Annotated in this window: 27 protein-coding genes and 1 tRNA gene; 17 read left to right on the top strand and 11 right to left on the bottom strand. The window is 73.2% G+C overall.

Features of this window, described 5'->3' with window-relative positions; all coding sequences use genetic code 11:
• The first annotated feature begins 10 nt into the window (after positions 1–10).
• The 3 genes from D2L64_RS21180 to D2L64_RS21170 all read left to right on the top strand — a co-directional run bounded on the left by D2L64_RS21180 (position 11) and on the right by D2L64_RS21170 (position 1291).
• Positions 11–84, top strand: a tRNA-Met gene (locus D2L64_RS21180).
• Positions 85–173: 89 nt separating this feature from the next.
• Positions 174–413: a hypothetical protein gene (locus D2L64_RS21175; RefSeq protein WP_119578948.1), complete on the top strand. Its 240-nt coding sequence runs from the start codon at positions 174–176 to the stop codon at positions 411–413.
• Between the two features lie 44 nt (positions 414–457).
• Positions 458–1291: a phosphoribosylaminoimidazolesuccinocarboxamide synthase gene (locus D2L64_RS21170; protein WP_119578965.1), complete on the top strand. Its 834-nt coding sequence runs from the start codon at positions 458–460 to the stop codon at positions 1289–1291.
• Between the two features lie 9 nt (positions 1292–1300).
• Here the strand turns inward: D2L64_RS21170 and D2L64_RS21165 are convergent, their stop codons facing one another.
• A complete protein-coding gene (locus D2L64_RS21165; protein ID WP_119578964.1) occupies positions 1301–1771 on the bottom strand; it encodes an ATP-binding protein in 471 nt (156 codons plus the stop codon).
• Between the two features lie 117 nt (positions 1772–1888).
• On the opposite strand from D2L64_RS21165, the gene macS reads away from it, so the two are divergent.
• The gene (macS, locus tag D2L64_RS21160; RefSeq protein ID WP_199714679.1) at positions 1889–3004 is read left to right on the top strand and encodes a MacS family sensor histidine kinase; all 1116 of its coding nucleotides are present in this window, start codon (positions 1889–1891) and stop codon (positions 3002–3004) included.
• 14 nt (positions 3005–3018) lie between these two features.
• On the top strand, positions 3019–3663 hold the full coding sequence (locus tag D2L64_RS21155) for a response regulator (RefSeq protein ID WP_119578962.1): 645 nt from the start codon (positions 3019–3021) through the stop codon (positions 3661–3663).
• A gap of 62 nt (positions 3664–3725) precedes the next feature.
• On the opposite strand, the gene D2L64_RS21150 is transcribed toward D2L64_RS21155, so the two are convergent.
• Both D2L64_RS21150 and D2L64_RS21145 read right to left on the bottom strand, forming a co-directional pair.
• Positions 3726–4298, bottom strand: a complete 573-nt coding sequence (locus D2L64_RS21150) for a DUF5709 domain-containing protein (protein ID WP_119578947.1) — start codon at positions 4296–4298, stop codon at positions 3726–3728.
• 51 nt (positions 4299–4349) lie between these two features.
• Positions 4350–4637, bottom strand: a complete 288-nt coding sequence (locus D2L64_RS21145; RefSeq protein WP_233559070.1) for an SDR family NAD(P)-dependent oxidoreductase — start codon at positions 4635–4637, stop codon at positions 4350–4352.
• Positions 4638–4774: 137 nt separating this feature from the next.
• On the opposite strand from D2L64_RS21145, the gene D2L64_RS21140 reads away from it, so the two are divergent.
• Complete coding sequence (locus tag D2L64_RS21140) at positions 4775–5977, top strand: glycosyltransferase (protein WP_119578946.1); 1203 nt, start codon at positions 4775–4777, stop codon at positions 5975–5977.
• Here the strand turns inward: D2L64_RS21140 and D2L64_RS21135 are convergent.
• From D2L64_RS21135 to aroA, 4 genes are read right to left on the bottom strand one after another with little or no spacing between them, the layout of a single operon-like run.
• A complete protein-coding gene (locus D2L64_RS21135; RefSeq protein WP_199714685.1) occupies positions 5932–6888 on the bottom strand; it encodes a hypothetical protein in 957 nt (318 codons plus the stop codon). The two genes, D2L64_RS21140 and D2L64_RS21135, sit on opposite strands and share 46 nt — an antisense overlap.
• A gap of 59 nt (positions 6889–6947) precedes the next feature.
• Positions 6948–7751 carry a histidinol-phosphatase gene (hisN, locus tag D2L64_RS21130; protein ID WP_119578944.1) on the bottom strand — a complete coding sequence of 268 codons (804 nt, stop codon included), beginning with the start codon at positions 7749–7751 and terminating at the stop codon, positions 6948–6950.
• 19 nt (positions 7752–7770) lie between these two features.
• Entirely contained in the window at positions 7771–8865 is a 1095-nt protein-coding gene (rsgA, locus tag D2L64_RS21125) for a ribosome small subunit-dependent GTPase A (protein WP_119578943.1), read from the bottom strand.
• Complete coding sequence (gene aroA, locus D2L64_RS21120; RefSeq protein WP_119578942.1) at positions 8823–10136, bottom strand: 3-phosphoshikimate 1-carboxyvinyltransferase; 1314 nt, start codon at positions 10134–10136, stop codon at positions 8823–8825. The genes rsgA and aroA overlap by 43 nt, the downstream gene beginning before the upstream one ends.
• Before the next feature lie 103 nt (positions 10137–10239).
• Between aroA and D2L64_RS21115 the strand changes: the two genes are divergently transcribed.
• The 5 genes from D2L64_RS21115 (at position 10240) to rsrA (ending at position 13644) form a co-directional block, all read left to right on the top strand.
• Complete coding sequence (locus tag D2L64_RS21115; protein ID WP_119578941.1) at positions 10240–10950, top strand: SOS response-associated peptidase; 711 nt, start codon at positions 10240–10242, stop codon at positions 10948–10950.
• A gap of 197 nt (positions 10951–11147) precedes the next feature.
• Positions 11148–11540, top strand: a complete 393-nt coding sequence (locus D2L64_RS21110) for a WhiB family transcriptional regulator (RefSeq protein ID WP_119578940.1) — start codon at positions 11148–11150, stop codon at positions 11538–11540.
• A 111-nt stretch (positions 11541–11651) separates the two neighbouring features.
• A complete protein-coding gene (locus D2L64_RS21105) occupies positions 11652–12263 on the top strand; it encodes an alpha/beta hydrolase family protein (RefSeq protein WP_119578939.1) in 612 nt (203 codons plus the stop codon).
• A 276-nt stretch (positions 12264–12539) separates the two neighbouring features.
• Positions 12540–13355 carry a sigma-70 family RNA polymerase sigma factor gene (locus D2L64_RS21100; protein WP_199714677.1) on the top strand — a complete coding sequence of 272 codons (816 nt, stop codon included), beginning with the start codon at positions 12540–12542 and terminating at the stop codon, positions 13353–13355.
• Between the two features lies 1 nt (position 13356).
• Positions 13357–13644: a mycothiol system anti-sigma-R factor gene (gene rsrA / locus D2L64_RS21095; protein WP_119578937.1), complete on the top strand. Its 288-nt coding sequence runs from the start codon at positions 13357–13359 to the stop codon at positions 13642–13644.
• 70 nt (positions 13645–13714) lie between these two features.
• Here rsrA and D2L64_RS28550 read toward each other — a convergent pair whose 3' ends face one another.
• Complete coding sequence (locus tag D2L64_RS28550; RefSeq protein WP_370461611.1) at positions 13715–13789, bottom strand: 50S ribosomal protein bL37; 75 nt, start codon at positions 13787–13789, stop codon at positions 13715–13717.
• Positions 13790–13988: 199 nt separating this feature from the next.
• On the opposite strand from D2L64_RS28550, the gene D2L64_RS21085 reads away from it, so the two are divergent.
• Together D2L64_RS21085 and D2L64_RS21080 are read left to right on the top strand one after the other, a co-directional pair.
• Positions 13989–14204 carry a biotin/lipoyl-binding carrier protein gene (locus tag D2L64_RS21085; RefSeq protein WP_091447276.1) on the top strand — a complete coding sequence of 72 codons (216 nt, stop codon included), beginning with the start codon at positions 13989–13991 and terminating at the stop codon, positions 14202–14204.
• Complete coding sequence (locus D2L64_RS21080; protein WP_119578935.1) at positions 14201–14704, top strand: GNAT family N-acetyltransferase; 504 nt, start codon at positions 14201–14203, stop codon at positions 14702–14704. The genes D2L64_RS21085 and D2L64_RS21080 overlap by 4 nt, the downstream gene beginning before the upstream one ends.
• 52 nt (positions 14705–14756) lie before the next feature.
• Here D2L64_RS21080 and D2L64_RS21075 read toward each other — a convergent pair whose 3' ends face one another.
• Positions 14757–15332: a TetR/AcrR family transcriptional regulator gene (locus D2L64_RS21075; RefSeq protein ID WP_199714676.1), complete on the bottom strand. Its 576-nt coding sequence runs from the start codon at positions 15330–15332 to the stop codon at positions 14757–14759.
• A 109-nt stretch (positions 15333–15441) separates the two neighbouring features.
• Between D2L64_RS21075 and D2L64_RS21070 the strand changes: the two genes are divergently transcribed.
• The gene (locus D2L64_RS21070) at positions 15442–17025 is read left to right on the top strand and encodes an MDR family MFS transporter (RefSeq protein WP_119578934.1); all 1584 of its coding nucleotides are present in this window, start codon (positions 15442–15444) and stop codon (positions 17023–17025) included.
• Between the two features lie 19 nt (positions 17026–17044).
• Here D2L64_RS21070 and D2L64_RS21065 read toward each other — a convergent pair whose 3' ends face one another.
• Entirely contained in the window at positions 17045–18682 is a 1638-nt protein-coding gene (locus tag D2L64_RS21065) for a tetratricopeptide repeat protein (protein WP_119578960.1), read from the bottom strand.
• A 258-nt stretch (positions 18683–18940) separates the two neighbouring features.
• Between D2L64_RS21065 and D2L64_RS21060 the strand changes: the two genes are divergently transcribed.
• Both D2L64_RS21060 and D2L64_RS21055 read left to right on the top strand, forming a co-directional pair.
• Positions 18941–19972, top strand: coding sequence for an SIS domain-containing protein (locus D2L64_RS21060; RefSeq protein WP_119578933.1), 1032 nt, complete (start codon positions 18941–18943; stop codon positions 19970–19972).
• A 25-nt stretch (positions 19973–19997) separates the two neighbouring features.
• Positions 19998–21533 carry a PAS domain-containing sensor histidine kinase gene (locus tag D2L64_RS21055; protein WP_119578932.1) on the top strand — a complete coding sequence of 512 codons (1536 nt, stop codon included), beginning with the start codon at positions 19998–20000 and terminating at the stop codon, positions 21531–21533.
• 155 nt (positions 21534–21688) lie between these two features.
• Here the strand turns inward: D2L64_RS21055 and D2L64_RS21050 are convergent, their stop codons facing one another.
• A complete protein-coding gene (locus D2L64_RS21050; protein WP_119578931.1) occupies positions 21689–23158 on the bottom strand; it encodes a glycosyltransferase family 39 protein in 1470 nt (489 codons plus the stop codon).
• A 335-nt stretch (positions 23159–23493) separates the two neighbouring features.
• On the opposite strand from D2L64_RS21050, the gene D2L64_RS21045 reads away from it, so the two are divergent.
• Positions 23494–25206, top strand: a complete 1713-nt coding sequence (locus D2L64_RS21045) for a nitrite/sulfite reductase (protein ID WP_119578930.1) — start codon at positions 23494–23496, stop codon at positions 25204–25206.
• Positions 25207–25222 lie beyond the last annotated feature (16 nt).

Raw genomic sequence — 25222 nt, 5'->3', positions numbered from 1 at the left:
GTTCCAGCGACGCGGGGTGGAGCAGCTCGGTAGCTCGCTGGGCTCATAACCCAGAGGTCGCAGGTTCAAATCCTGTCCCCGCTACTGCCTTCAGCGGCCCCGGATACGTCCGGGGCCGCTGATCTTTTCTGCCCCCGGCGACTCCTGTTGCCCGGGTCGGCGAGGATGGGGCCATGTCTTCGATCAGTAGGTGGTGGGGGCGGCTCGGCGCGCTCGTGGGTGCGGTCGTGCTGTCGGTGTTCGTGCCGGTCGCCGCCTGGGCGTCGACCGGCACCGGGGAACTGGTCGTCGAGGCCGCCCGGCGGCGGCGGGGCGGCGGCTTCTTCGGCTTCCTCAGTCTGCTCTGCTGCCTGGCGGTGGTGGCCGTCGTCGTGCTGCTGGTGATCCGGCTGACCCGGGGCCGTCGGCGTTAGGTCCGGCCACGGCCGTACGTGTGCCGCGTGGTGTACTTGTGGCCGTGGAACTTCTGCATTCGGGCAAGGTGAGGGATGTCTACGCCGACGGAGACGACCTGATCCTGGTCGCCTCGGACCGCATCTCCGTCTACGACGTGGTGCTGCCGACCCCGATCCCGGACAAGGGCAAGCTGCTCACCGCGCTGTCGCTGTGGTGGTTCGAGCAGTTGGCCGATCTGGTGCCGAACCACGTCATCTCGGCCACCGACGTGCCGGCGGAGTTCGCCGGCCGGGCGATCCGCTGTCGTCGGTTGCAGATGGTTCCGGTTGAGTGCGTCGCCCGCGGCTTCCTGACCGGCGGCGGCCTGAAGGAGTACGAGAACAGCGGCGCGGTGTCCGGTGTCGAGCTGCCGCGCGGGCTGGTCGAGGCGTCCATCCTGCCCGAGCCGATCTTCACCCCGTCGACCAAGGCGCCGGTGGGGGAGCACGACCAGCCGATGACCTTCACCGAGGTCGTCGACAAGGTCGGCGGGGAGACCGCGCAGCGGCTGCGGCAACTGACCATCGACGTGTACTGCCGGGGTGCCGAGCTGGCCGCGGAGCGGGGCATCCTGGTCGCCGACACCAAGATCGAGCTGGGCTGGGCGGCCGACGGCGCGCTGGTCCTCGGCGACGAGTTGCTCACCCCCGACTCGTCGCGGTTCTGGCCGGCCGAGTCGTACCAGCCGGGGCGCACCCAGTTCTCCTACGACAAGCAGTACGTGCGCGACTGGGCGGCCGAGAGCGGCTGGAACAAGCAGGCGCCGGCACCGGAGGTGCCCGCCGATGTGGTGGCCGCCACCCGGGCCCGCTACGTGGACGTCTACGAGAAGCTGACCGGCAACCGCTGGGAGTGATCCGGCGGGTCAGTCGTGCCGGTGGCGGCCGGTGTGCTGCTCGGTGGGGACGGTCGCGGTGGTGATCCGTACCGTGGTGCCGTCGGGGCCGGTCTCGACGTCCATCGCGTCGGTCAGTTCCCGGGCCAGCCAGAGACCCCAGCCGCCGGCCGTGTCCGGCGCCGGCCGGCTGCGTTCGTCGAGCCGCTGCGTGCTGATGCCCTGGCCGTGGTCGGAGACCTCGCAGAGCACCAGCCCGGGCTCCTCCCACAACCGTAGCCAGCCCCGCCCGCCGCCGTGCCGCACGGCGTTGGTGATCAGCTCGTTGACGGCGAGTACGAAGTCGTCCAGGCGCTCGTCGCGCAGGCCGGCGGCGCCCGCGCAGGAGGCGACCGAGTGGCGGAGCTCGGTCACCTGGGCCTGGTCGAAGGCGTCGGCGATCAGGAGGGCGTGTTCGATGGGCACCACCGTACGCGGTGTGGGGGGTTCTGCGTTCGTCATGGCCCCGTCCCGACAGGAGATCGCAGAGGTTTACGCGGCATTTACCACCGTACGTCAGGGTTAGTTGGGCCGCATCAGGCGAGGTGCGTTCGCGGCGCCTGTGGCATCGTGACGCACGTGCCCGCGTCCGGTGGTTTCGAGCTTCCGCTCTGGCGGGCGGTCGCGGTGTTCCGGGTGGCCTCCCTGGCGTACGTCTGCGTGATCTTCGCCCGCGACGCGGACCGGTACGCGCACCCCTTCGCCGCCGGTGCGGTGGTGCTGGTCATGGCGGTCTGGACCGCCGTCACCGCGGTCGGCTACGCCGCTCCGGCCCGGCGCGGCTGGCCGCTGCTCCTGGCCGACCTGGGGGTCGTGGTGGCGATCCTGCTGGTCACCCCGTGGGTGATGGGCCGGGCCGCGCTCGCCGCGGGGCTGCCCACCCTGGCGGTGGCCTGGCTGAGCGGGCCGGTGCTCGCCTGGGCCGTCTCCGGCGGTCGGCGCCGGGGTGCCGCCGCCGCGCTGGTACTCGGCGCGACCGACCTCGCGACCCGGGGCATGGTCACCCCGACCGCGCTCAACGGTGCGATCCTCATGCTGCTCGCCGGTGTGGTGGTCGGGCACGTGGCCCGGTTGACGGTGACCGCCGGCCAACGATTGCAGCGCGCCGTCGAGTTGGAGGCCGCCACCCGGGAACGGGACCGGCTGGCCCGCGACATCCACGACTCGGTACTCCAGGTGCTCGCCCTGGTGCAGCGCCGTGGCGCGCACCTCGACGGCGAGGCGGGTGAGCTGGCCCGGCTGGCCGGCGAGCAGGAGGCGGCGCTGCGTTCGTTGATCTCGAAGGCCGGCCCGCTGCCGACCGAGGGTCAGCTGGACGTGCGTGAACTGCTCGGCCGGTACGCGTCGGCCACGGTCTCGCTGTCCGCACCCGCCACCCCGGTCCCGCTGCCCGCGGCGGTGGCCCGCGAGTTGGCCGCCGCGACCGGGGCGGCGCTGGACAACGCGGCCCGACACGGCGGCGGACGGGCCTGGGTGCTGGTCGAGGACGAGGGCGCGGCGGTGACCGTGTCGGTTCGGGACGAGGGGCCGGGTTTCGCACCGGACCGGCTCGTCGAGGCCGCCGCGCAGGGCCGCCTCGGAGTGGCCCAGGCGATCCGTGGCCGGCTCATCGACCTGGGCGGCGCGGCCCGGATCAGCTCCGCGCCGGGCAGCGGTACCGAGGTCGAACTCACCGTGCCGAGGAGGAAACCGTGAGCGGCGTACGGGTGATGGTCGTGGACGACCACCCGATGTGGCGGGAGGGGGTGGCTCGCGACCTGGCCGAGGCGGGTCACCAGGTGGTGGCCAGCTGTGGCGAGGGACGCCAGGCGATCCGGGTGGTGGCCGCCGCCCGGCCCGACGTGGTGGTGCTCGACCTGCAACTGCCCGACATCTCCGGAGTAGAGGTGATCCGGGGGCTGCGGGCGGCCTGGCCGCAGGTGCGGGTGCTGATGCTCTCGGCCAGCGGCGAACAGCAGGGGGTGCTGGACGCGGTGAAGGCCGGTGCCACCGGCTACCTGCTCAAGTCCGCGGCGCTCGCCGAGTTCCTGGCCGCGGTCCGGCGCACCGCGGCCGGCGAACCCGTGTTCACGCCGGGGCTGGCGGGACTGGTGCTGGGGGAGTACCGGCGGCTGGCCGCCGTCGACGAGGAGGCCCCGACCAGCGCCGACGGCGCGGCACCCCGACTCACCGAGCGGGAGACCGAGGTGCTGCGCCTGGTGGCCAAGGGGATGTCCTACAAGCAGATCGCCGCGCGGCTCGGCCTGGCGCACCGCACGGTGCAGAACCACGTGCAGAACACGCTCGGCAAGCTTCAGCTGCACAACCGGGTCGAACTCACCCGGTACGCCATCGAACGCGGCCTCGACGACTGACCCGGTGCGGCGCCGGACGCCGGCCCCGGCGCCCGGACCGGGTGCGTCGGGAACCTCGGAGGTCAGACCGAGTGCGGCGGGCGGGTCTCGTGGATGGCCAGTTCCTCGGCGCTGGCGCCACCGCCGGCCGCGCCCGCGTCGTACGCGATCGAATCGGTCTCCTGGTCGGTGTGGCTGCCCTCGTCCGGTTCGACCAGCCGACCCACGGTGGCGTCCGCGACGGTGCCCAACTGCCCGTGGTCGTAGATGGAGACCGGGGAGTTCGGGTCCGACGTCGGGCCGGGGTCGATGACGTCGGCGTCCAGCTGTGCCTGCGCCGCCTGTTCCCGGCTGTCCGCCTCGGCCGCGATGTCCGGATCCACCGGGCCGGCCAGCGGGTCGTCGACCGGCAGCTCGAACTGCTCCCGGCTCAGCTTGTAGTCCAGCGACTCACCGTCGAGTTGCTCGTCGGCGGTGGTGCCGAACTCGTCGACGGCCACCGGAACGCGGTCGCCGGGCAACTGGGCCGGGTCGGGGCCGTCGGCCTCCCGCCCGGTCAGTACGTCGTCCCCGGCCGTCGAGTCGTCGTCGGCGGTGTCGGGCAGACCGTCAGCCTCAGGATCGGACAGCGGGGTCGGGTACTCGTCATCGCGCATACCTTGACCACTACCCGCTGCCCAACGGCCGTAACCGGTCCCGCCGCTTCGTCACCCGCGCCGTTGCCGGGCGATGGCGGCGACGGTGCCGACCGCGGTGCCGGCGGCGGCCAGCCGCTGCACTGCCGCCGGGTCGGTGACGTCGGTGGGTACGACGATCGGTCGGCCACCCAGCTCCGCGCAGCGCCGGGCCACCACCCGCAGCGCCGGCTCCGTCCGGGCCGCGAGCACCACGGCGCACCCGCGCCGAGCCAGGGCGTACGCGGTCGCCGCGCCGATGCCGCTGGAGGCGCCGGTGATCACCACGGTGCTCTCGGGCAGCGGGCGGGTCAGGGGCATACCCGCACCGATACCCGACGGCGCCGCCGGTCATGCCGCCGGCCCCCTTCCGATCTGCCAGGTTTCGGCTCGTCGGGCCCCGGTTAATGGGACGCTCTGACCGGAGGACCACCGCCCCATCCGCATGGAGGTGACCCATGCGCGTCGGCCTCGTCTGCGCCCACGCCGCTGTGCCGCCCGCCGGCGACGACTCCGTCGTCGGTACCCACCAGCACATCGCCCGGGTAGCCGCCGAACTGGCCGGTCGCGGTCACGACGTGCGGGTGTTCGCCCGTCGCGACGACCCGGCGGCGACCGAGAGTGAGATCGTCGACGGCTACCGGGTCGAACGGGCCCCGGTCGGACCGGTGGCCCCGCTGCCCACCGCCGAGCTGGTGCCGTACGTGTCGGAGTTCGGCCAGTGGCTGGCCGACCGCTGGGCCGGTGACTGGACACCGGAGGTGGTGCACGGCCACTACTGGGTCGGCGGACTGGCCGCCGCGCACGCCGTACGGGAGACCGACATCCCCGTCGTGCAGACGTACCACTCGATCGGGATGGAGCAGCTGCGCCATCTCGGCCCGCAGTACGACGGTCCCGGTACCCGGATCCCGTTGGAGCGGGCGTTGACCCGGGTGGTGGACATCGCGGTGGCCCAGTGCAACGACGAGGTGGACGAGCTGACCCGGATGGGTCTGCAACGCACCGCGGTGGCCCTGGTGCCGACGGGGGTGGACACCGAGCGGTTCCATCCCGACGGCGAGGCCGCGCCGCGCGAGCAGCGACCGCGAATCCTCTCGGTCGGTGGGCTCTCGCCCGGCCACGGTCAGGAGGACCTGATCCGCGCCATGCGCCTGGTCGGCGACGCGGAGCTGGTGATCGCCGGTGGACCGCCGGCCGCCGGGCTGGCCGGTCACGCCGAGGCCCGGCGACTGCGTGAGCTGGCCGATCGGGTCGGCGTGGGCGAACAGGTGCACCTGGTGGGCGCGGTGCCGCACGACCAGATGGCCACCTGGTACCGCTCGGCCGACGTGGTCGCCTGCACGCCGTACTACTCGTCGGCCGGCCGGGTGTCACTGGAGGCGATGGCCTGCGGTGTGCCGGTGGTCGGCTACGCCCGTGGCGGCATCGCCGACGCGGTGGTCGACGAGGTCACCGGCAAGCTGGTGTCGCCGGGTGACGTACGCACCCTCGGTATGACGCTGCGCCGGGTGCTGACCGACAACGCGGGCCGGTTCGCGTACGGGCACGCGGCGGTGGACCGGGTGCGGTGCAGCTACACCTGGGAGCGGACCGCGGGTGCCCTGGAACGGCTCTACGAGCGGGTGATCGGCCGGCGTAAACCGGTCGAGGCGGCCTGAGCCGGTTCGTCCGGGTTGGGGTCGAGGAGGTTCTCCGCCGAGCCGTCGGGAGTCAGCAACGGGCCGTCCGTGCCGGGTACCACGGCTCGGGTGGTCTCCCGGGCGACGGCATGGTGGTGCTGGGGTTCGGCGTACCGGGTGAGCCCGATGACCGCGCCGAGGGTGACCAGGAAGCCGATGCCGGCGAGCCATTCCCGGCCCGGCCAGATCTTGTCGTTGAGCAGCAGCAGGCCGATGATCGCGGCGGGTACCGCACCGGCCGCGTCCATGGCGGCCACCGCCGCCGTGGTGGAGCCGCGCTGCATGGCCAGGCCGAGCAGCAGCTGGCCCACGATGGAGTGCCCGACGAGCAGGTACAGCAGCGGGTCGGTGAGGAAGACCTCCCAGCTCGGCGCCGAGGCCAGCGGGCGGGCGGCCACCGCGGCGGCGGAGAAACCCAGCCCGGCGAGCGCCCCGAGCGCCACCGAGCCGGGGGCGCCGCGCAACCGGACCGCGAAGATGCCCAACACCGCGATCACCCCCAGGGTCACCAGCAGGGCGATCATGCCTGCCGTCCCCAACGGTTTCGACGGCGCCGGGCGGGCGGAGAGCACCAGCGCGGTGATCCCGGCGAAGAGCAGCAGTAGCAGGGCGACCTCGGCGGTCGGCAGCCGCCACTTCAACACGATCACCCCGAGCAGGGCGGTGACCCCCAGCCCGGCGGCCACGCTCGCCTGCACCAGGAACAGCGGCAGATCCCGGCGGGCCAGGAAGGCCAGCACGAACCCGGCGACCTGGCAGGCCAGCCCGACCAGGTAGGTGCGGTGCCCGGCCAGGCGCAGCAGCAACCCCGGGTCGAAGGTGTGGTGCACGGTGGTACGCGTGGCGGCGACCGACTGCAGCAGGTTGGCGATGCCGTACGCGACGATCATCGCCGCCAGAAAACACCAACCCGCGGTAGCCACCTGGCGAGGATAGAGGTTACCGGGCGTCAGTGCGCGGCCGGCTGACCCAGCCGGTCGAGGATGTCGGAGTGCAACCTGCCGTTGCTGGCCACGGCGCTGGTCTCGGTGCCGGCCGGCGCCGCCCGGCCGGCCAGGTCGGTGAACGTGCCCCCGGCCTCGGTCACGATGGGTACCAGCGCGGCCACGTCCCACAGCGACAACTCAGGCTCGATCATCACATCCAGCGCACCCTCGGCCAACAACATGTAACCGTAGAAGTCGCCGTAGGCGCGGCTGCGCCAGGTGTCGCGCATCAGTTGGAGCACCGGCGCCAACCGGCCGTTCTCCTCCCAACCCGCCAGCGAGGAGTAGCAGAGGCTGGCGTCGGCCAGCTTCGCCACCCCGGAGACCCGGATCGCCGCACCCCGGGTGACGTCCGGGCCGGCGTACGCGCCGCCGCCCTGCGCCGCCCACCAGCGGCGACCCAGTGCCGGCGCGGAGACCAGCCCGACGACCGGACGCCCCTGTTCCAGCAGCGCGATCAGGGTGGCCCAGATGGGTACTCCCCGGACGAAGTTCTTGGTGCCGTCGATCGGGTCCACCACCCACTGCCGGGTGCCCTCGGCGGGGGTCGCACCGTACTCCTCGCCGAGCAGGCCGTCGGCGGGGCGGTGCTCGGCGAGCAGCGCACGGATCTCCCGCTCCACCGCGGTGTCCGCGTCGGAGACCGGGGTCAGGTCCGGCTTCGACTCGACGCGCAGGTCGAGCGCGCGGAACCGGGCCGTGGAGATGGCGTCGGCGGCGTCGGCGAGCCGGTGGGCGAGGGCGAGGTCGTCGGCGTACCCGGTCATGCCGGACACGGTAGCGGCGTCAGCGTGCGTCGGGCTCGCCGGCCCGGGAGGCCAGCAACCGGCGGTACGAGGCCAGCCGGCGCGGGTCGGCCCGCCCGTCGGCGACCCAGGCGTCCAGCGCGCAGTCGGTCTCGTCGGTGGTGTGCGGGCAGTTCGCCGGGCAGTCGACGGTGGCCTCGACCAGGTCCGGAAAGCCGTGTAGCAGGCTCTCGGCGGAGACGTGCGCCAACCCGAAGCTGCGCACCCCAGGGGTGTCCACGATCCAGCCCGGGTCGTCCACCGCGTCGGCCAGGACGGGCAGCCGCAACGCCACCGCGCTGGTCGAGGTGTGCCGGCCCCGGCCGATCGCACTGACCGTGCCGACCGCCCGGTCGGCCTCCGGGACCAGGCGGTTCACCAGCGTGGACTTGCCCACCCCCGAGTGGCCGACCAGCACCGAGACCCGGCCGGCGAGCAGGCTGCGCAGCGCGTCCAGCGGCGAGTCCGGCCGGATCAGCACGTACGGCAGTTCCAGTTCGGTGTAGTAGTCGAGCACCGCCTCCGGGCCGGCCAGATCGGCCTTGGTCAGGCAGAGCAGCGGTTCGATGTCCGCGTCGTACGCGGCCACCAGGCAGCGGTCGATGAACCCGGTGCGGGGCGGCGGATCGGCCAGCGCGCTGACGATCACGAGTTGGTCGGCGTTGGCCACCACCACCCGTTCCAGCCGGCCCTCGGCGGTGCTGGCGTCGTCCTCGGCGGTCCGCCGCAGCACCGATCGGCGCGGTTCGATCCGGACGATGCGGGCCAGCGCACCGGGCGCGCCCGAGGTGTCGCCGACCAGGCCGACCCGGTCGCCGACCACCACCGACTTGCGCCCCAGCTCACGGGCGCGCATCGCGGTGACCGTGGGCGCGTCCGGCGCGGCACCGGCGAGCACGCAGGTGTACCGCCCCCGGTCGACGGCGAACACGAAACCGTCCTCCGCGTCGGCGTGCCGGGGCCGGGTGCGGGTACGCGGACGCGAGGACCGGCCGGGCCGGACCCGCACGTCGTCCTCGTCGTACTCCCGCCGCTTCGTCGCCAGGGCCGCTCCTACCCGTCCGTCGAGCTCTTGCCGGTCACCATCGCCGACCATAGCGCCGGGAACTCCGGCATCGTCTTCGAGGTGCACGCCACGTCGTCCAACTCGATGCCGGGCACGGCGAGGCCGGTCACCGCGGCGGCGTGCGCCATCCGGTGGTCATGGTAGGTGCGGAACACTCCGCCGCGCAGCGGCCGGGGACGGATCTCCAGGCCGCCGGCCGACTCGGTGACGTCCGCGCCCAGCGCGGTGAACTCGCGGTTCAGCGCGGCGAGCCGGTCGGTCTCGTGGCCCCGGATGTGCGCGACGCCGGTGAGCACCGAGGGGGTGTCGGCGAGCATCGCCAGCGCGGTGAACACGGGGGTCAGTTCGCTGACGTCCGACAGGTCGGCGTGCAGGCCACGCACTGTCCCGGTGCCCCGGACGGTGAGCCCGTCGGTGGTCAGCGCGACCTGCCCACCCATCTGCTGCAACAGCGCGCGGAGCCGCTCCACCGGTTGGGCGCTGCCGCGCGGCCAGCCCCGCAGGGTCACCTCGCCGCCGGTGACCAGGGCGGCGGCGAAGAACGGCACCGCGCCGGACAGGTCCGGCTCGATCTCCCAGCCGCGTCCGGTCAGCGGACCCGGCTCGACCACCCAGACGTCGGGCGTGCTGTCGTCGATCGCCGCACCGGCGGCCCGCAACATCCGCACGGTCATCCGCAGGTGGGGTGCGGAGGGCACGGGCGGGCCGACGTGCCGGACCACCAGCCCACGGTCGAAGCGCGGCGCGGCCAGCAGCAACCCGGAGACCAGTTGGCTGGAGGCGGAGGCGTCGATCTCGACCTCGCCGCCGGTGACCCGGCCGGCGCCGAGGACGGCCAGCGGCAGGCTGCCGGGCCCGGTGGTGTCGATGCGTACGCCGAGCGAGCGCAACGCCTCGATCAGCGGACCGAGCGGGCGGGTGCGCGCGACCGGGTCACCGTCGAAGGTCACCTTCCCCTCGGCCAGCCCGGCCACCGGCGGCACGAAGCGCATGATCGTCCCGGCCAGCCCGACGTCGACGTGCGCGGGACCCACCAGCCGGTGCGGGCGGACCAGCCACCGCTCGTCGTCGGCGATCGACACGTGGGCGCCCATCGCCCGCAACCCGGCGGCCATCAGCTCGGTGTCCCGGGCCCGCAACGGCTTGGCCAGCGTCGACGGGCCGGCGGCCAGCGCGCTGAGCACCAGCGCCCGGTTGGTCATCGACTTGGAGCCGGGCAGCGTCAGCGACGCCGAGACCGGATCGCTGGCCGTCGGAGCGGTCCACGGCTGTAGCGGCCGGGTCGCGGTCAGGTTTCCCACGGTTACATTCTGCCGTGTCGCGGGCGCCCGGGTCCGCCGTCGGTACCGCCACTCCCGCTGGCCGGGATCCCCGTACGGCCGGCGGCACGCTAGCGTGGGCGGCATGTGCGGGAGGTACGCCACGACCCGGAGCGCCGGTGACCTGAGCGGCCTGTTCGACTCCGTGGACGAGACCGGCGGCGGGCTCGGCGCCGACTACAACGTCGCGCCGACCGATCCGGTTCCCCTGGTCCGGGTCAGTCCGCACGGGCATCGCGCGCTCTGCCTCGGCCGTTGGGGCCTGGTGCCGCCGTGGTCCCGATCTCCTGCCGGCGCCGCTCGCATGATCAACGCCCGGGTCGAGACGGTCGCCACCAGCCGGGCGTACGCGCCGTCCTTCGCCCGCCGCCGCTGTCTGGTCCCCGCCGACGGTTGGTACGAGTGGGTCCGCCAGCCGGGCGGCCGCAAGCAGCCGTACTTCATGACCCCGGTGGACGGTTCGGTCCTCGCCTTCGCGGGCATCTGGTCGCTCTGGGAGGGCCCCGGTGGCCCGCTGCTGACCTGCAGCGTGCTGACCACGGCCGCGCTTGGCGAACTGGCCGAGGTGCACGACCGGATGCCGTTGCTGCTGCCGCCGAAGAAGTGGGAGCCCTGGCTGGGCGCAGCCGAAGAGCCCAGCCGGCTGCTCGACCCGCCGCCGCTGGAGTGGCTGGCCGGCGTGGAGGTACGACCGGTGGGGCCGGCGGTGGGTGACGTCCGCAACGACGGGCCGGCGCTGACCGCCCGGGTGTCGCTGGCGCGTCCCGCCGAGTCGGCGGATCCGACGCTGTTCTGAACGCCGCCCCGGCACATTGTCGGGAGTGATTTGTGTGATTGCGGGTGATAGGTCGCGCGAACGTTTTGCCAACTTCCCGTCAGAGTCTTGTCCCGGCGTCCAGAAGTGCGATAGAACACAGCGCCGGTGATGGGTGTCGTTCGTGTCAGCCGAATGATCTCCATCGATATTGCTGGTCCCACGGGGGAGGTGGGTGGATGACCCGGGCGCGTATGCCCCGTCCACACGAGGTAGCTGCCGCGCGGCGCGATCCGCGACTGCTGCGGGCGCTGAGTGAACGTCGACAGGACGAAGCCTGGCGTACCAGGGGAACCTGTCAGAGTGTCGACCCGGAGACGTTCTTTCCGGCGCCGAACGAGCCGGCCGACGCGGCGGTGGCGCTCTGCCGCAGCTGCGACGTGCAGGGTTCCTGTCTGGCCTGGGCGTTGGAGGTCGGCGACTGCCACGGCGTCTGGGGTGGCACCACCCCGCGCGAGCGACGCGCGATGCTGGTGGCCTGGCGCGGCGAGGTGCAGCCGGATCCGGACGTCGCCAGCGACGCCGGTCCGCCGGTGCGGGACAGGTTGTTGACCCTGGTCCCGTCGACCTGACCGGCGGGGCCCGCCATCCGGACCGTGAGGTTGGCCGGCGGGGCCCGCCATCGGACCGGCGGGTTGGCCGGCGGCGGGACGCGGGGCGGAGCGGGGCCGCAGAATGGGCCGGTGCCGCACGAGGATCTCATCGACACCCCGCGCGGGCCGGCGCGGGTGGACATCGACCTGCCTGCCGGCCCGCCCCGGGTGCTACTGGTGCTGGGACACGGCGCGGGCGGCAGCGTGGACGCGCCCGACCTGCTGGCGCTCCGGGACGCCGTGGTGGCCGTCGGGCTGGCGGTGGCCCGGGTGACCCAGCCGTACCGGGTCGCCGGTCGACGCGCGCCGGCGCCCGCCGCCCAACTCGACGAGGCCTGGCAGGCGGTACTGGCCGTGCTGCGGGCCCGCGGCGACGTGCCCCTGCTGGTGGGCGGCCGGTCCAGCGGCGCGCGGGTGGCCTGCCGTACCGCCACCGCCGTCGGCGCTGCCGGAGTGGTCGCGCTCGCCTTCCCGCTGCATCCGCCCGGGCGGCCGGAGCGCAGCCGGGCCGGGGAGTTGGCGACCGGCCTGCCGACCCTCGTGGTCAACGGTGACCGGGATCCGTTCGGCGTACCGGAGTCCGGCCCGGCGGTGCGCGTGCTGGTCCGGCCGGGGGAGCGGCACGACCTGCGCGGCGACCCGGCCGGTACGGCCGCGCTGGTCGTCGACTGGCTGCGTGAGCACGGTTGGACGTGGGACTGACCCGCCGTGCCCGTCCCGGACGTGGGAGTGACCCCGCCGGTTCCGTCCCGGGGGTGGGACGGAGCCCCGCCGTTTCCGTCCGACGCGCCGGGTCGTTGCATTCGGTGGTGTCGCCCTGCCCGGTCCGGGCGGCGGCACCGGGCTCCCAGGCCCTTCCTGGTCCCAGCCTCGGCGCGCCACCGTGGCCGGGACCAGGAATGGGAGCGCGGCGCGGAATGTCCCGACCCGTGGCGGGTGTTGCACACCTCGGACGAACACTGTGCGAGGGGGTGACCGGTGCCGACCCAGTTCCGGAACCGGGAACGCGACGAGCGGGAGGCGAGGCAGCTCAGACGGCTGCTGGCCGGCCCGGAATGGCCCGCGGCGGCGCCGCCGGCCGAGGTGGTGACGGGCACACCCGTCGGAACCGAATCTTCAGGTAGGTCCGGGCGCGTATCCTCGGCGGGGAAGCATCCGACCCGAGGGGATGTGCGGTTGACCACCGAGAAGACGGACGAGCGCAGGGCCCGGTTCGAGCGGGACGCGATGCCATTCGTCGATCAGTTGTACGCGGCCGGTCTGCGGATGACGCGTAACCCGGCGGATGCCGAGGACCTGGTCCAGGAGACCTACCTGAAGGCGTACGCGGCCTTCCACCAGTTCGAGCAGGGCACGAACCTGAAGGCCTGGCTGTACCGGATCCTGACCAACACCTACATCAACTCCTACCGGAAGCGGCAACGCCAGCCGGTGCAGGCGCCGACCGACGAGATCACCGACTGGCAGCTCGCCGAGGCCGAGTCGCACACCTCCAGTGGGCTGCGCTCCGCGGAGACCGAGGCGCTCGACCGGCTGCCCGACAGTGACGTCAAGGAGGCCCTCCAGCAGTTGCCGGAGGAGTTCCGGCTGGCGGTCTACCTGACCGACGTCGAGGGGTTCTCCTACAAGGAGGTCGCCGACATCATGGGTACGCCGATCGGCACCGTGATGTCGCGGTTGCACCGCGGCCGTCGTAATCTGCGCAAGCTGCTCGAGGACTACGCCGCGGAGCGCGGCTTCTCCGCCGCGCCGTCGGCCCGGAGTTCGACCGCTGCCAGTGGCCGGGAGGTGTGACGTGAGCTGTGGAGATCCGCACGAGACGGACTGCCGTGAGGTGCTCGCCGAGGTCTACCTCTACCTCGACCTGGAGTGCGCGCAGGAACGTCGCACGCTGATCCGCCACCACCTCGACGAGTGCGGCCCGTGTCTGCGGGAGTACGGCATCGAGCAGGAGGTCAGGGCGCTGGTGGCGCGCTGCTGCGGCAACGAGTCCGCGCCGGACGAGCTGCGTGAGCGGCTGCGGGTGCGGTTGAGCGAACTGGTCGTCTTCGAGGGCAGCGAGTCGCGCGAACTGGCCGACTGAGCCCCGCACCAACACGACGACGCCGGTGGCCCGGGTGGGCCACCGGCGTCTCGCTGCCTGGCGCTGCGGCTCAGGAGTTGGGGCGCTTGCCGTGGTTGGCGGCGCTCTTCTTACGGGCCTTCTTCTTGCGGGCCTTCTTCGCCATGCTGACCTCCTCGTGATGGTCGGATCGCCTGCGCACGACCTCGGCGCCGGTGCACGCACCGGTCCGCCCGGCGCCAGGGTCCGACCTGTTGATGTTAGAGCCCGCGTGCGGCGGGTGCGGCCGGGGCCGCTCCTGGTCCGTGGACGGCCGGCGCATGATTGGATACCTCCCAGGTAGTCGCGAGGGAAGGGACCGGGAGATGGCCGAGGAGATCCGCGCCGAGATGGTGGCGAACGTCTGGAAGGTCGTCGCCTCGACCGGTGACACCGTGTCCGAGGGCGACACCCTGGTGATCCTGGAGTCGATGAAGATGGAGATCCCGGTGGTCGCCGAGTCCGACGGCGTGGTGCAGCAGCTCGCGGTGAACGAGGGCGACGTGGTGCAGGACGGCGACCTGATCGCGGTGATCGGTTGACCGGCGTGCTGGTCCGGCCGGCCGTCCCGGCCGACTTCGCGGACCTGGCCCGGCTGACCGTCGCCGCGTACGAGGCCGACGGTCAGCTCAAGGGCGAGACCGGGTACGGCGACGTGCTGGCCGACGTGACGGGTCGGGCCGCCCACGGCGAGATCCTGGTCGCCGCCGACGAGGTCACCGGCCAACTGCTCGGCTCGGTCACCTTCGTGCTGCCCGGCAGCCGGTACGCCGAGATGTGCGGCCCGGGCGAGGCCGAGTTCCGGATGCTGGCGGTGGACCCGGCGGCGCAGGGCCGGGGCGCGGGTGCCGCGCTGGTCGAGGCGTGCGTCGTACGCGCCGCCGAGCTGGGCCGCGCGGCGCTGGTGATCTGCGTACGCGACGGCCACGCCGAGCCGGCCCACCGGCTCTACCGCCGTCGTGGCTTCCAGCGGGTGCCCGAGCAGGACTGGACCCCGCTGCCCGGCGTGGACCTGCTGGCCCTGCGCCTGCCCCTCGGCTAGCCGGGTTCGTGCCCGCCCGGCCGTGGCGGCGGCCAGGCCGCGGGATCCAGGCTCAGGAGCGGGCGGCGATCGCGGCGAGCAGCTCGTCGGCGACCTCCAGCGCCACCCGCCGACGTTCGCTGTCGGTGATGCCCGGGGTGCGTACCGCGAACCAGCTGGTGTGTACCGCGAACAGTGCCAGCGTGGCCCGTAGCTGCCCGCCCGGCGATTCGTCACCGGCGGCGAGCACGTTGGCCAGCCGGAACATCCGTTCGCGGATCTCCCGTCCGGCGGAGAGACTCTTCAGCGCCGTCTGGTTCTGCTCGAAGAAGCGCATTACCGAGGGCTGCTCGCCGGTGAACATGGTGTCGGCGTAGCGCTCGATGACCGCGCGCTGGGTGGCCAGGCTGGGCGGTTGGGTCTCCGCCCAGGCCACCAGGGCGTCGATCCGGACCAGCCGGTCCTCCACGACGCTGGTGACGATCTCGTCCTTGCTCTTGAAGTGGTAGTAGAGCGCGGCCTTGGTCACCCCGAGCCGCTCGGCGACCTCCCGCAGCGAGGTGGCCTCGTAGCCCTGCTCGGTGAAGAGCTCCAGCGCGACGGCCTGAATCCGCTCCCGCGTGCCGCCTGTGCTCTGGCTCACCCGCACCACCCAACTCGCTTGACCGTCGTTGCCTGTCCAACTTACCGTGCGGCTAGTAAGGTGACTAGCCGGGCGGCAAGTAAGTGCGGCCGTATCTCGGGGGGAGAGCTTACTCATGGCTCAACAAGCGCAGGTCGCGGTGCGACCCAATGTCCGGGTCGTCCTCTTCGGCCTGATGATCGCCATGATGCTGGCGATGCTCGACAACATGATCGTCAGCACGGCCCTGCCCCGCATCGTGGGCGAGTTCGGCGGTCTCAACCACTTCACCTGGGTGGTGACCGCGTACGTGCTCGGCACCACGGTCTCGACGCCGATCTGGGGCAAGCTCGGCGACCTCTACGGCCGCAAGGCGGTCTTCCTCACCGCTGTGGTGATCTTCCTGGTCGGGTCCGCGCTGTGTGGGATGTCCGGTTCGGGCTTCCTCGGCGGACCGGAGGAGGGCATGGTCCAGCTGATCGCCTTCCGGGCCGTGCAGGGTCTGGGCGCCGGTGGCCTGATGGTCGGCGTGATGGCGATCATCGGCGACCTGGTGCCGCCCCGGGAGCGGGGCCGCTACCAGGGCATGATCGCCGGGATCATGGCCATCGCGATGGTGGCCGGCCCGCTGGTCGGTGGCTTCATCACCGACCACCTTTCCTGGCGGTGGGCGTTCTACGTCAACCTGCCGCTGGGCGGTGTGGCGCTGGTGCTGCTCATCGCCACCATGCACCTGCCGAAGTACCGCACCGAACACCGGATCGACTGGCTCGGCGCCGCGCTGCTCTCCGTCGGCATCACCGCGATCGTGCTGGTCACCACCTGGGGCGGCAACGAGTACGCCTGGCGTTCGCCGCAGATCCTCGGCCTCGGCGGGCTCGCCGTCGCCACGTTGGTGATCTTCGGGTTCGTCGAGCGGCGGGCCGCCGAGCCGATCCTGCCGCTGCGGCTGTTCGCCAACCGGAACTTCGCCCTCATCTCGGTGATCGGCTTCCTGCTCGGCTTCGCGATGTTCGGCGCGATGAACTTCCTGCCGCTCTACCAGCAGACCGTCCAGGGCGCCTCGGCCACCAACTCGGGTCTGCTGCTGCTGCCGCTGATGTTCGGCATGCTGGTGGTCTCGCTGGTCGTCGGCCGGGCGATCACCAGGACCGGGCGTTACCGGGTGTTCCCGATCGTCGGCGGTGTGGTGATGGCCGTCGGGCTCGCCCTGCTGAGCCTGCTGGACGTGCAGACCGGCAAGGTGGAGTCCTCGCTCTACATGATCGTGCTCGGCGTCGGCATGGGCTTCCTCATGCAGACGTCGATGCTGATCGCGCAGAACAGCGTCGAGCAGAAGGACCTGGGTGCGGCCAGCGGCGCGGCCACCTTCTTCCGCTCGATCGGCGGGTCGTTCGGGATCTCGCTGTTCGGTGCGATCTTCGCCAACCGGCTCGCCGGATCGGCCGCCGGTGAGGCGTTCGGCGGTGGTGGCGAGGGCGGCGCGGCGATGAACATCGAGGCCCTCAGGGAACTGCCGGCGCAGGCCCGCGAACTGGTCCTGGGCGGGCTCGCCGACGCGATCTCGAACGTCTTCCTGTGGGCGGTGCTCTTCGCCGTAGCGGTGCCGGTGCTCGCCTGGTTCATCCGGGAGATCCCGCTGCGGACCAGCAACGACGCCGACCAGGGCAGCCCGGAGGAGCAGGCGGAGACCGCGCTGGCCCGCAGCCCGAGCGCGTGACGAGCGGGTGAGGAGCCGGTCAGGGCGGCGGCGGTGGTCCCGGCAGTCGCGGCCGGATCAACCCGAGTAGCCGGCCGGTCAGGGCGCGCAGCGGACGGCGGCGCGGGCGGGCCGGGATGCCGGCCAGCGCACGCGCCAGGGCGACGCTGTCCGGGTCGAGGTCCGGTGTGGCCAGCGCCAGGTGGGCCAGGGACGGGGCGTTCGGCAGCGGTCGCTGCCGGGCCGCCTCGGCCGCGGTGCTCAGTCGCCCGCTGACCACCCGGGCCACGTCGGGGCGGACCGCCGGGTCGACCCAGGCGGCGGTCACCAGGGCGAACAGGGCTGCCTCGGCGACCTCCTCGACCCCGTTGACGAGTTCCACCAGCACCCGACGTCGGGTCGAGGAGAGCCACGGCTCGTCGGTGCGATGGTGGAGCAGGCCGAGGCAGGTCCACACCTGGACGCACCGTACCCACAGCGAGGGGTCCTGGCCGGACAGCACCCGCCCCAGCGCGGTCTGCGGGGTCTCCGGCGGGTACGCCAGCAGGCCGAGCAGGTCGTTCAGGTCGAGGGTGGCCAGCGCGACCGCCGTGTCGTACGCGGCCGGCGGGTGCGGCCAGGCCGGGTGGGCCAGTTGGCGCAGTCGGCGGGTGGCCTCCGCCGACGGGGGCGACGGGCGTACCGCGGGATCGCCGCCGGCGGTCGGTGCCGCGGCCGACGGGGTCGCCACCAGCACCGGCGTCTCCCCGGCGACCGGCACGACGGGCGGGGTGACCTGCCCCAGCCAGGGCCGGCCACGGCAGCACTCGGCCAGGTCGCTGTGCTCGTGCGAGTCGTCCGGGTGATCGCGGACGAAGTCCGCCAGCGCGACCAGGTGGCGCACGTCACCGTCGCGCTGGAAGCGCAGCCGGTGCGCGGTGTGCACCGCGCAGTCGAAGGACGGGTTGCGGTCCAGGGCGCGTTCGATCCAGGCCAGCGCCTCCGTCAGCCGGCCGTGGTCGGCCAGCGTGCCGGCGATGTCTGCGTAGACCGCGAGGTCGTCCGGGTCGTGGTCGACGGCACGACGGAGCGCGGCGAGCGCCTCCCGGGTCCGGCCGGCGCTGCGCAGCGCGTACCCGAGCCAGACCTCGCCCATCTTCGACGGCGCCGCGCGTACGCCCCGACCGGCCCAGCGGACCGCGAGCGGTACCTCGCCCACCCGCCGGGCCAGCGCGGACGCCGTGCCCAGCAGCAGGGCGTGCTCGGGGTGGACGGTGATCGCGTTGCGGGCCAGCGTCAGGTACGGGGCCAGGGCGGCCCGGTCGGCGGCGGGCACCGGATCGGGGGCGGCGGCGCAGACCTGCATCAGCACCCGGGCCGCCTGGTCCGGGCCGATCCGTTCGGCCAGTTCCGGCGAGGTCACCCAGGGCACCCCGGCCCAGTCCGTGCCGGGTGCGTGCGCCCCGGCGGCGACCAGCAGGTCGAGACCCTCGGCGGGCCGGCCGGCCGCGGCCAGCAGGTGCGCCCGGGCGACCACCGCCCCGACGAAGGTGTGGTGCTGCAACGGGAAGAGGTCCAGGCCACCGCCGCTGGCGGCGGCCAGCCGGGCGAGCGTCTCGTGCACCTCGGGCAGTGTCGGGGCGCGGACCAGGGCGCTCGCGACATGGCCGGCGGCGTGCGTCAGGTCGCCGGCGGCCATGGCTGTCCGGGCGAGCGCCAGTTCCTCCGTCGCCGGCAACGCCCGATCGTCCGTTCCCTCGGCCACGTCGTCCTCTCACTGCTCTTCACCGTTGGGTGGTGAGGTCGGTCAGCGTAGGTGACCGCATCGAGTTTTTGTGATCGCCTGCGCGATGCTGCTCGTTCAGTTGTTCATATCCGCTAAAAGGTGCAAGACTGAGCAGCAAACGCGCGGGGATCGCGCAGGGGAGGAGCTTTCGTGACGCGCCCAGGAAGTGGCATGGCCGCCGACATCGACGAGCAGCCGGCGGGTTACGAGCGACTGCTCGCCGCCGAGTACGCCGCACCGATCGCCCGGGTCGCCGCGGCCATCGCCGAGCGCCGGCCGCGGCACGTGGTGTTCACCGCGCGGGGCACCTCCGACCACGCCGCCCTGTACGGGGCCTACCTCACCGAGATCCGCCTCGGTCTGCCGGCCGGTCTCGCCTCGCCCAGCACGATGACCCTCTTCGGCGCCCGGCCGGACCTCTCCGACGCGCTGGTGGTCGGGGTCAGCCAGAGCGGCGGGTCGCCGGACCTGACCGAGGTGCTCCGGGTCGCCCGCGAGTCCGGCGCGCTCACCCTCGCGGTCACCAACGCGCCGGACTCGCCGCTGGCCGGCGCCGCCGAACTCTCCGTCGACATCGCCGCCGGGCACGAGCGGGCGGTGGCGGCCACCAAGACGTACACTGCCGAACTGCTCGCCCTGCTGCTGCTGGTGGAGGGGATCCGGGCCGGTGACGGTCGGCTGCCCGACGAGGAACACCGGGCCCTGGCCGCCCTGCCCGGGCTGGCCGCCCGCACCCTGGACGATCCCACCCCGACCCAACTGGCGCCGCGCTACCGGTTCGCCGCCCAACTGGTCACCACCGGCCGGGGGTACGCGTACCCGACCGCGCGGGAGGCGGCACTGAAGCTGATGGAGACCTCCTACCTGCCGGCGCTGGCCTTCTCCGGCGCCGACCTGCTGCACGGCCCGCTCGCCATGACCGACCCCGACGTGCCGGTGCTGGCCGTGGTGGGCTCCGGGCCGGGCGGGCAGGCGATGGGCGAGGTGCTGCCCCGGCTCGGCGAGCGCCGCGCCGACGTGGTGGTGGTCGGCTCCGCCGAGGTCGAGGGGGCCACCCGGATCGCGGTACCCGAGGTCGACGAGCGGTACGCCCCCCTGCTGGACATCCTGCCGCTGCAACGGCTGGCGCTGGCGCTGGCCCTGGCCCGGGGCGAGAACCCGGACGCGCCCCGGGGGTTGAAGAAGGTCACCGCGACGATGTGACCCTTCGCGTGGCACCCTGGTCGGCGTGTCCACGCTGCGCGACCTCGCCGAGGAGCACACCCGTCTCCGCCCGGCCGACATCGACCACCTGCACCGCATCGCCGGTGACTGGCAACTGCTGTCCGACCTCTCCTTCGCCGACCTGCTGCTCTGGGTGCCGGTGGACGGCGAGGGCAGCTTCCTCTGCGTCGCCCAGGTCCGTCCCACCACCGCGCCCACCGCCTACCAGGACGACCAGGTGGGTCGGATCGTCGGCGGTCCGGAGGTGGCGCACCTGGAGGTCGCCTACGGGCAGGGGCGGATCTGGCGGGAGGGCGACCCGGTCTGGTACGGCGACGTGCCCGCCCGGCACGAGGCGATCCCGGTCCGGTTGCGGGCCGCCGACGGGGAGTCCGGCGAGGTGATCGCCGTAGTGGGCCGGGACACCAACCTCTCCACCGCGCGTACCCCCAGCCAGCTGGAGCTGAACTACCTGACCACGGCCGACGACCTGGCCCAGATGATCGCCGACGGGACCTTCCCGCCGCCCCGGCATCCCGGCGAGACCACCTCGGCGCCCCGGGTCGGCGACGGCCTGGTCCGGCTGGACGCCGGCGGCAAGGTCACCTACGCCAGCCCGAACGCGCAGTCGGCGTACCGGCGGCTGGGATACGTCTCCCACCTGGTGGGTGAGGATCTCGCGGCGCTGCACCGTCGGCTCGCCAACGACCCGCTGGAGGGCACGGAGGCCGCCAACGGCATCCTCGCCGCCCTGCGCGGCGAGGCACCGCCCCGGCGGGAGATCGACGCGCGCGGCGCGACGATGCTCACCCGGGCGCTGCCGCTGATGCCCGCCGGGGTGCCGATCGGCGCGCTGGTGCTGGTCCGCGACATCACCGAGGTACGCCGCCGGGACCGCGCCCTGATCACCAAGGACGCCACCATCCGCGAGATCCACCACCGGGTGAAGAACAACCTGCAGACGGTGGCGGCGCTGCTGCGCCTGCAGGCCCGCCGGGTCGCCATGCCCGAGGCCCGGGTGGCGCTGGAGGAGTCGGTCCGCCGGGTGGCCTCGATCGCCCTGGTGCACGAGACGCTCTCCATGTCCAGCGACGAGGCGGTCGAGTTCGACGGCATCGTCGACCGGGTGGCCAGCGCGGCGACCGAGGTGGCGGCGACCGAGGTGACCGTCGGGATGCGGCGTACCGGCAGCTTCGGGGTGCTGCCGGCGGAGATCGCCACCTCGCTGGTGATGGTGCTCAACGAACTGCTGCTCAACGCCGTCGAGCACGGCTTCCCGCCGGCCGGCGAGACCGACGAGTCACCGGCCGGGCCGGCGGCGACCCGGCCCGAGGTGGTGGTCTCCGCCCACCGGTTCCGCAAGACGCTGCACGTGACGGTTGCCGACAACGGTCGGGGACTGCCGACCGGCTTCGACGCCGAGGGGGGCGCCAAACTCGGCCTGCAGATCGTCCGCGCGCTGGTCACCGGCGAGCTGCGCGGCAGCATCGAACTGCGGCCCGGCGCCGACACCGGCACCGAGGCGCTCCTCGTGGTCCCGCTCAGCCGCCCCAGTTCCTGACCGCCCGGCCCCGCCCGGTGTCGGGCTGAGCCTGCCCGGGTGTCGGGCTGAGCCTGCCGGGTGTCGGGCTGAGCCTGCCCGGTGTCGGGCTGAGCCTGCCCGGTGTCGGGCTGAGCCTGCCCGGTGTCGGGCTGAGCTGCCCGGTCAGGCGAGGGTCAGCGGGTGAGGAGGGTGACGGTGAGGCCGGGACGCAGCCAGGTTCCGTCGACGGTGTAGCTGGTGCGCAGGGCGTCCCCCTTCGGGCCGGGAACGGCGGCCAGGGGATCGCTCTGCCGGCCGCCGACCACCAGCCAGACCCGGTCCACGCCGGCCAGGCAGTCGGCCGGGCGGTCGCACTCGACGGCCCAAAGGTCGCCGCGCTGCTGCTGCTCCTCGGCCAACAGCGCGTCCCGGGGCGCGCGCTCGCCCAGGTGGTAACGCAGCCCGAGGTCGAGGAAGAGCCAGCTGTCCCGGGGCGCGTAGACCACCGCGTCGCCCGGGCGCTGACCGGCGGCGATGATCTGGGCAGCCCCGCGGTAGTCGACGGTGGCGGTGCGCGGCCACTCGTGCGTACGGCGCAGTGCGATCTGGTCCGGCAACCCGAGCAGCCCCGCGAGGATGATCACGACGAGCGCGGCCGCGAGCCGGGCCGACGCCAGCGCGGCACCGGCCAGCAGGCAGCCGAAGGGCATCACGAAGACCAGGTACCGGGGTACCCAGAGGGGTACCGCCAGCCCCACCACGAAGAGCAGCAACACCGGCAGCAGTACGCAGGCCCCCGGCAGCACCGCCCGCCGGCCGAGCCGCCCGGCACCGAGTACGGCGAGCGCGACCAGCAGTCCGCCCACCGCCGCGCTCTGGGCCAGCCCGCCGGGCAGGGTGGCCAGGTCACCGAGCCGGGCGGTGTCCACCCAGTCCAGCTGGCGGGCCCGTTGGCTGCGGGCGAGCAGGACCAGCGGCGTCAGCACCAGCGCCACCGGGACCAGGGCGAGCAGCCACCAGCGCAGCGGCCGGAGCCGCGCGGCCCGGCACAGCACCACGACCGCGTGCGCGGCGAGCAGGGTCAGGGCGATCAGGTGGGTCAGCCCGAGGGCGGTGGTCGCCGCGGAGTAGGCCACCCAGCGCCCCCACCCGGGCCGCCGCAACGCCTCGACCAGCAGCAGGGTGCTCAGCACCGCGAGGGCGGTGGCCAGGGCGTACGGCCGGGCCTCCTGGCCGTACCGGGAGGTGCCCGGCAGCACCGCGAGGAGCAGCCCGGCGAGGGTGCCGATGCGGGCGTCCCACAACCGTTGCCCGAGTACCGCGGTCAGCCCGGCCGCCGCCGCCATCGCCAGCGCCGACGGCAGCCGCAGTGCGGCGACGGTGTCACCGGCGACCGTCAGCCAGGCGTACATGAACAGGTAGTACGGCCCGGTGGCGGCGTCGATGGTGCCGGCCAGCCGGAGCAGGCCGCCCACCCCGCGGGTGGCGGCGCTCCAGGTGGCCAGCTCGTCCCGCCACGGCTGGGCGGCGTCCAGCCCGGCCAGGGTGACGACCAGGGTGACGGCCGCCGGCAGCAGCCACACCGGCAGCGCGCGCAGGCGGATCCCGCTCAGCCGGACGCCGGTTCCGGCGGTCGGGACCGACCTGCCGGACAAATCCCCCATGTCGCGAGCCTGCCACATGGTCGCGCTCAGAGACGGCCGCAGCGACCGCCCGTGATGTGGGATCCCGCACGCGCTCATTGGCTGGCCCGTGAGAGGTGTGGCAACATGACGTTCATGACTGCCGCCGTGGTCCGCCGCTTCGTGGCTCGCCGCCACGTCGACTACGGCCGCGTGCGCAGCGCGATCTGTCCGGCCCACTGACGACGCCCGACCATTCTGCCTCGGGTACGCAGCGCGCCGGCCGCCCATGACACCGTTGTCCACGGCCCCTCCCGGAGCCGGTCGCCGCGTTCGCGTACCCCGCCGAGGCACCGCAGACAACGGAGGACGCCGCGATGGCGGTCAGCGAGATTCCGGCCCGTACCGGGGATTCCTCGGCGCGCCCCGCCCGGGCGCCGCGCCGGGCCCGGGGAGAGGGCCAGTGGGCGCTCGGACACCGTGAGCCGCTCAACCCCAACGAGCGGACCAAGAAGGACGACAACCCGCTCAACGTGCGGGACCGGATCGAGAACATCTACGCCCACCGTGGCTTCGCCTCCATCGACCCGCAGGATCTGCGCGGCCGGTTCCGTTGGTGGGGTCTCTATACCCAACGGAAGGCGGGCATCGACGGTGGCCGTACCGCCGTGTTGGAACCGCACGAGCTGGAAGACGAGTTCTTCATGCTGCGGGTGCGGGTCGACGGCGGCCAGCTCGACCTGGCCCAGCTGCGGACCATCGCCGAGATCTCCCGGGAGTTCGCCCGGGACACCGCCGACATCACCGACCGGCAGAACATCCAGTACCACTGGATCCGGGTCGAGGACATGCCGGAGATCTGGCGGCGGCTGGAGTCGGTCGGCCTGCAGACCACCGAGGCGTGCGGCGACTGCCCACGGATCGTGCTGGGTAGTCCGGTCGCCGGGGTGGCCGAGGCGGAACTGGTCGACCCCACCTCCGCGATCGACGAGATCGTCCGGCGGTACGTCGGCGACAAGCAGTTCTCGAACCTGCCCCGCAAGTTCAAGTCGTCGATCTCCTGGCTGGTGGACACCCCGTACCAGGCCAACGACATCGCTTTTCTCGGCGTCGACCACCCCGAGCACGGCCCCGGCTTCGACCTGTGGGTCGGCGGTGGGCTCTCCACCAACCCGATGCTCGCCCAGCGACTCGGTGTCTGGGTGCCGCTGGCCGAGGTGCCGGACGTCTGGGCCGGTGTGGTCGGCATCTTCCGGGACTACGGCTACCGCCGGCTGCGCCACCGGGCCCGGTTGAAGTTCCTGGTCGCCGACTGGGGCGTGACGAAGTTCCGGGAGGTGCTGGAGAAGGAGTACCTCGGCCGGACGCTGCTGGACGGGCCCGCGCCGCAGCTGCCGGAGAAGCCGATCGACCACATCGGCGTACACGCTCAACGCGACGGGCGTAACTACGTCGGTGCCGCCCCGGTGGTCGGGCGGGTCTCCGGCACCCAACTCGCCCGGCTGGCCGACGTCGTCGAGGCGCACGGCAGCGGGCGGGTACGACTGACGCCGTACCAGAAGTTGCTGGTGCTCGACGTGCCGCCGGAGCGGACGGAGTCGCTGGTGACCGGTCTGCGCGAGATCGGCCTGGAGGCCCGGCCGTCGACCTGGCGGCGCAGCACCATGGCCTGCACCGGCATCGAGTACTGCAAGCTGGCCATCGTCGAGACGAAGGCGCGCGGCGAGGAGCTGGTGGCCCGGCTGGAACAGCGGCTGCGCGACTTCGACACGGACATCTCCATCCACATCAACGGCTGCCCGAACGCCTGCGCCCGCACCCAGGTGGCCGACATCGGCCTCAAGGGGCAGCTGGTCACCGGGGCCGACGGCCGCCAGGTGGAGGGCTTCCAGGTGCACCTGGGCGGCGGACTGGGTATGGCCGAGGGGCAGACCGCCGGCTTCGGGCGCAAGCTGCGGGGGCTGAAGACGACCGCCGACGAGCTTCCCGAGTACGTCGAGCGGCTGGCCCGGCACTATCTGGCCGGCCGCACCGAGGGGGAGACCTTCGCCAACTGGGTGATCAGGGCCGACGAGGAGCAACTGCGATGACCGAGCGTAGCGAGGT

Source organism: Micromonospora radicis, from assembly GCF_003583405.1.
Lineage (GTDB): Bacteria > Actinomycetota > Actinomycetes > Mycobacteriales > Micromonosporaceae > Micromonospora > Micromonospora radicis.
The sequence above is the reverse complement of the archived record's forward strand: the minus strand, read 5'-3'. Positions and strand labels throughout refer to the sequence as shown.

What these genes read in the sequence shown, in the direction of transcription:
- D2L64_RS21175 (WP_119578948.1), top strand. Translation starts at nt 174, where the DNA reads ATGTCTTCGATCAGTAGGTGGTGGGGGCGGCTCGGCGCGCTCGTGGGT.
- D2L64_RS21165 (WP_119578964.1), bottom strand. Translation starts at nt 1,771, where the DNA reads ATGACGAACGCAGAACCCCCCACACCGCGTACGGTGGTGCCCATCGAA.
- D2L64_RS21155 (WP_119578962.1), top strand. Translation starts at nt 3,019, where the DNA reads ATGGTCGTGGACGACCACCCGATGTGGCGGGAGGGGGTGGCTCGCGAC.
- D2L64_RS21150 (WP_119578947.1), bottom strand. Translation starts at nt 4,298, where the DNA reads ATGCGCGATGACGAGTACCCGACCCCGCTGTCCGATCCTGAGGCTGAC.
- D2L64_RS21145 (WP_233559070.1), bottom strand. Translation starts at nt 4,637, where the DNA reads ATGCCCCTGACCCGCCCGCTGCCCGAGAGCACCGTGGTGATCACCGGC.
- D2L64_RS21140 (WP_119578946.1), top strand. Translation starts at nt 4,775, where the DNA reads ATGCGCGTCGGCCTCGTCTGCGCCCACGCCGCTGTGCCGCCCGCCGGC.
- D2L64_RS21135 (WP_199714685.1), bottom strand. Translation starts at nt 6,888, where the DNA reads ATGATCGTCGCGTACGGCATCGCCAACCTGCTGCAGTCGGTCGCCGCC.
- hisN (WP_119578944.1), bottom strand. Translation starts at nt 7,751, where the DNA reads ATGACCGGGTACGCCGACGACCTCGCCCTCGCCCACCGGCTCGCCGAC.
- rsgA (WP_119578943.1), bottom strand. Translation starts at nt 8,865, where the DNA reads ATGGTCGGCGATGGTGACCGGCAAGAGCTCGACGGACGGGTAGGAGCG.
- D2L64_RS21115 (WP_119578941.1), top strand. Translation starts at nt 10,240, where the DNA reads ATGTGCGGGAGGTACGCCACGACCCGGAGCGCCGGTGACCTGAGCGGC.
- D2L64_RS21110 (WP_119578940.1), top strand. Translation starts at nt 11,148, where the DNA reads ATGACCCGGGCGCGTATGCCCCGTCCACACGAGGTAGCTGCCGCGCGG.
- D2L64_RS21085 (WP_091447276.1), top strand. Translation starts at nt 13,989, where the DNA reads ATGGCCGAGGAGATCCGCGCCGAGATGGTGGCGAACGTCTGGAAGGTC.
- D2L64_RS21070 (WP_119578934.1), top strand. Translation starts at nt 15,442, where the DNA reads ATGGCTCAACAAGCGCAGGTCGCGGTGCGACCCAATGTCCGGGTCGTC.
- D2L64_RS21065 (WP_119578960.1), bottom strand. Translation starts at nt 18,682, where the DNA reads ATGGCCGCCGGCGACCTGACGCACGCCGCCGGCCATGTCGCGAGCGCC.
- D2L64_RS21060 (WP_119578933.1), top strand. Translation starts at nt 18,941, where the DNA reads ATGGCCGCCGACATCGACGAGCAGCCGGCGGGTTACGAGCGACTGCTC.
- D2L64_RS21050 (WP_119578931.1), bottom strand. Translation starts at nt 23,158, where the DNA reads ATGGGGGATTTGTCCGGCAGGTCGGTCCCGACCGCCGGAACCGGCGTC.
- D2L64_RS21045 (WP_119578930.1), top strand. Translation starts at nt 23,494, where the DNA reads ATGGCGGTCAGCGAGATTCCGGCCCGTACCGGGGATTCCTCGGCGCGC.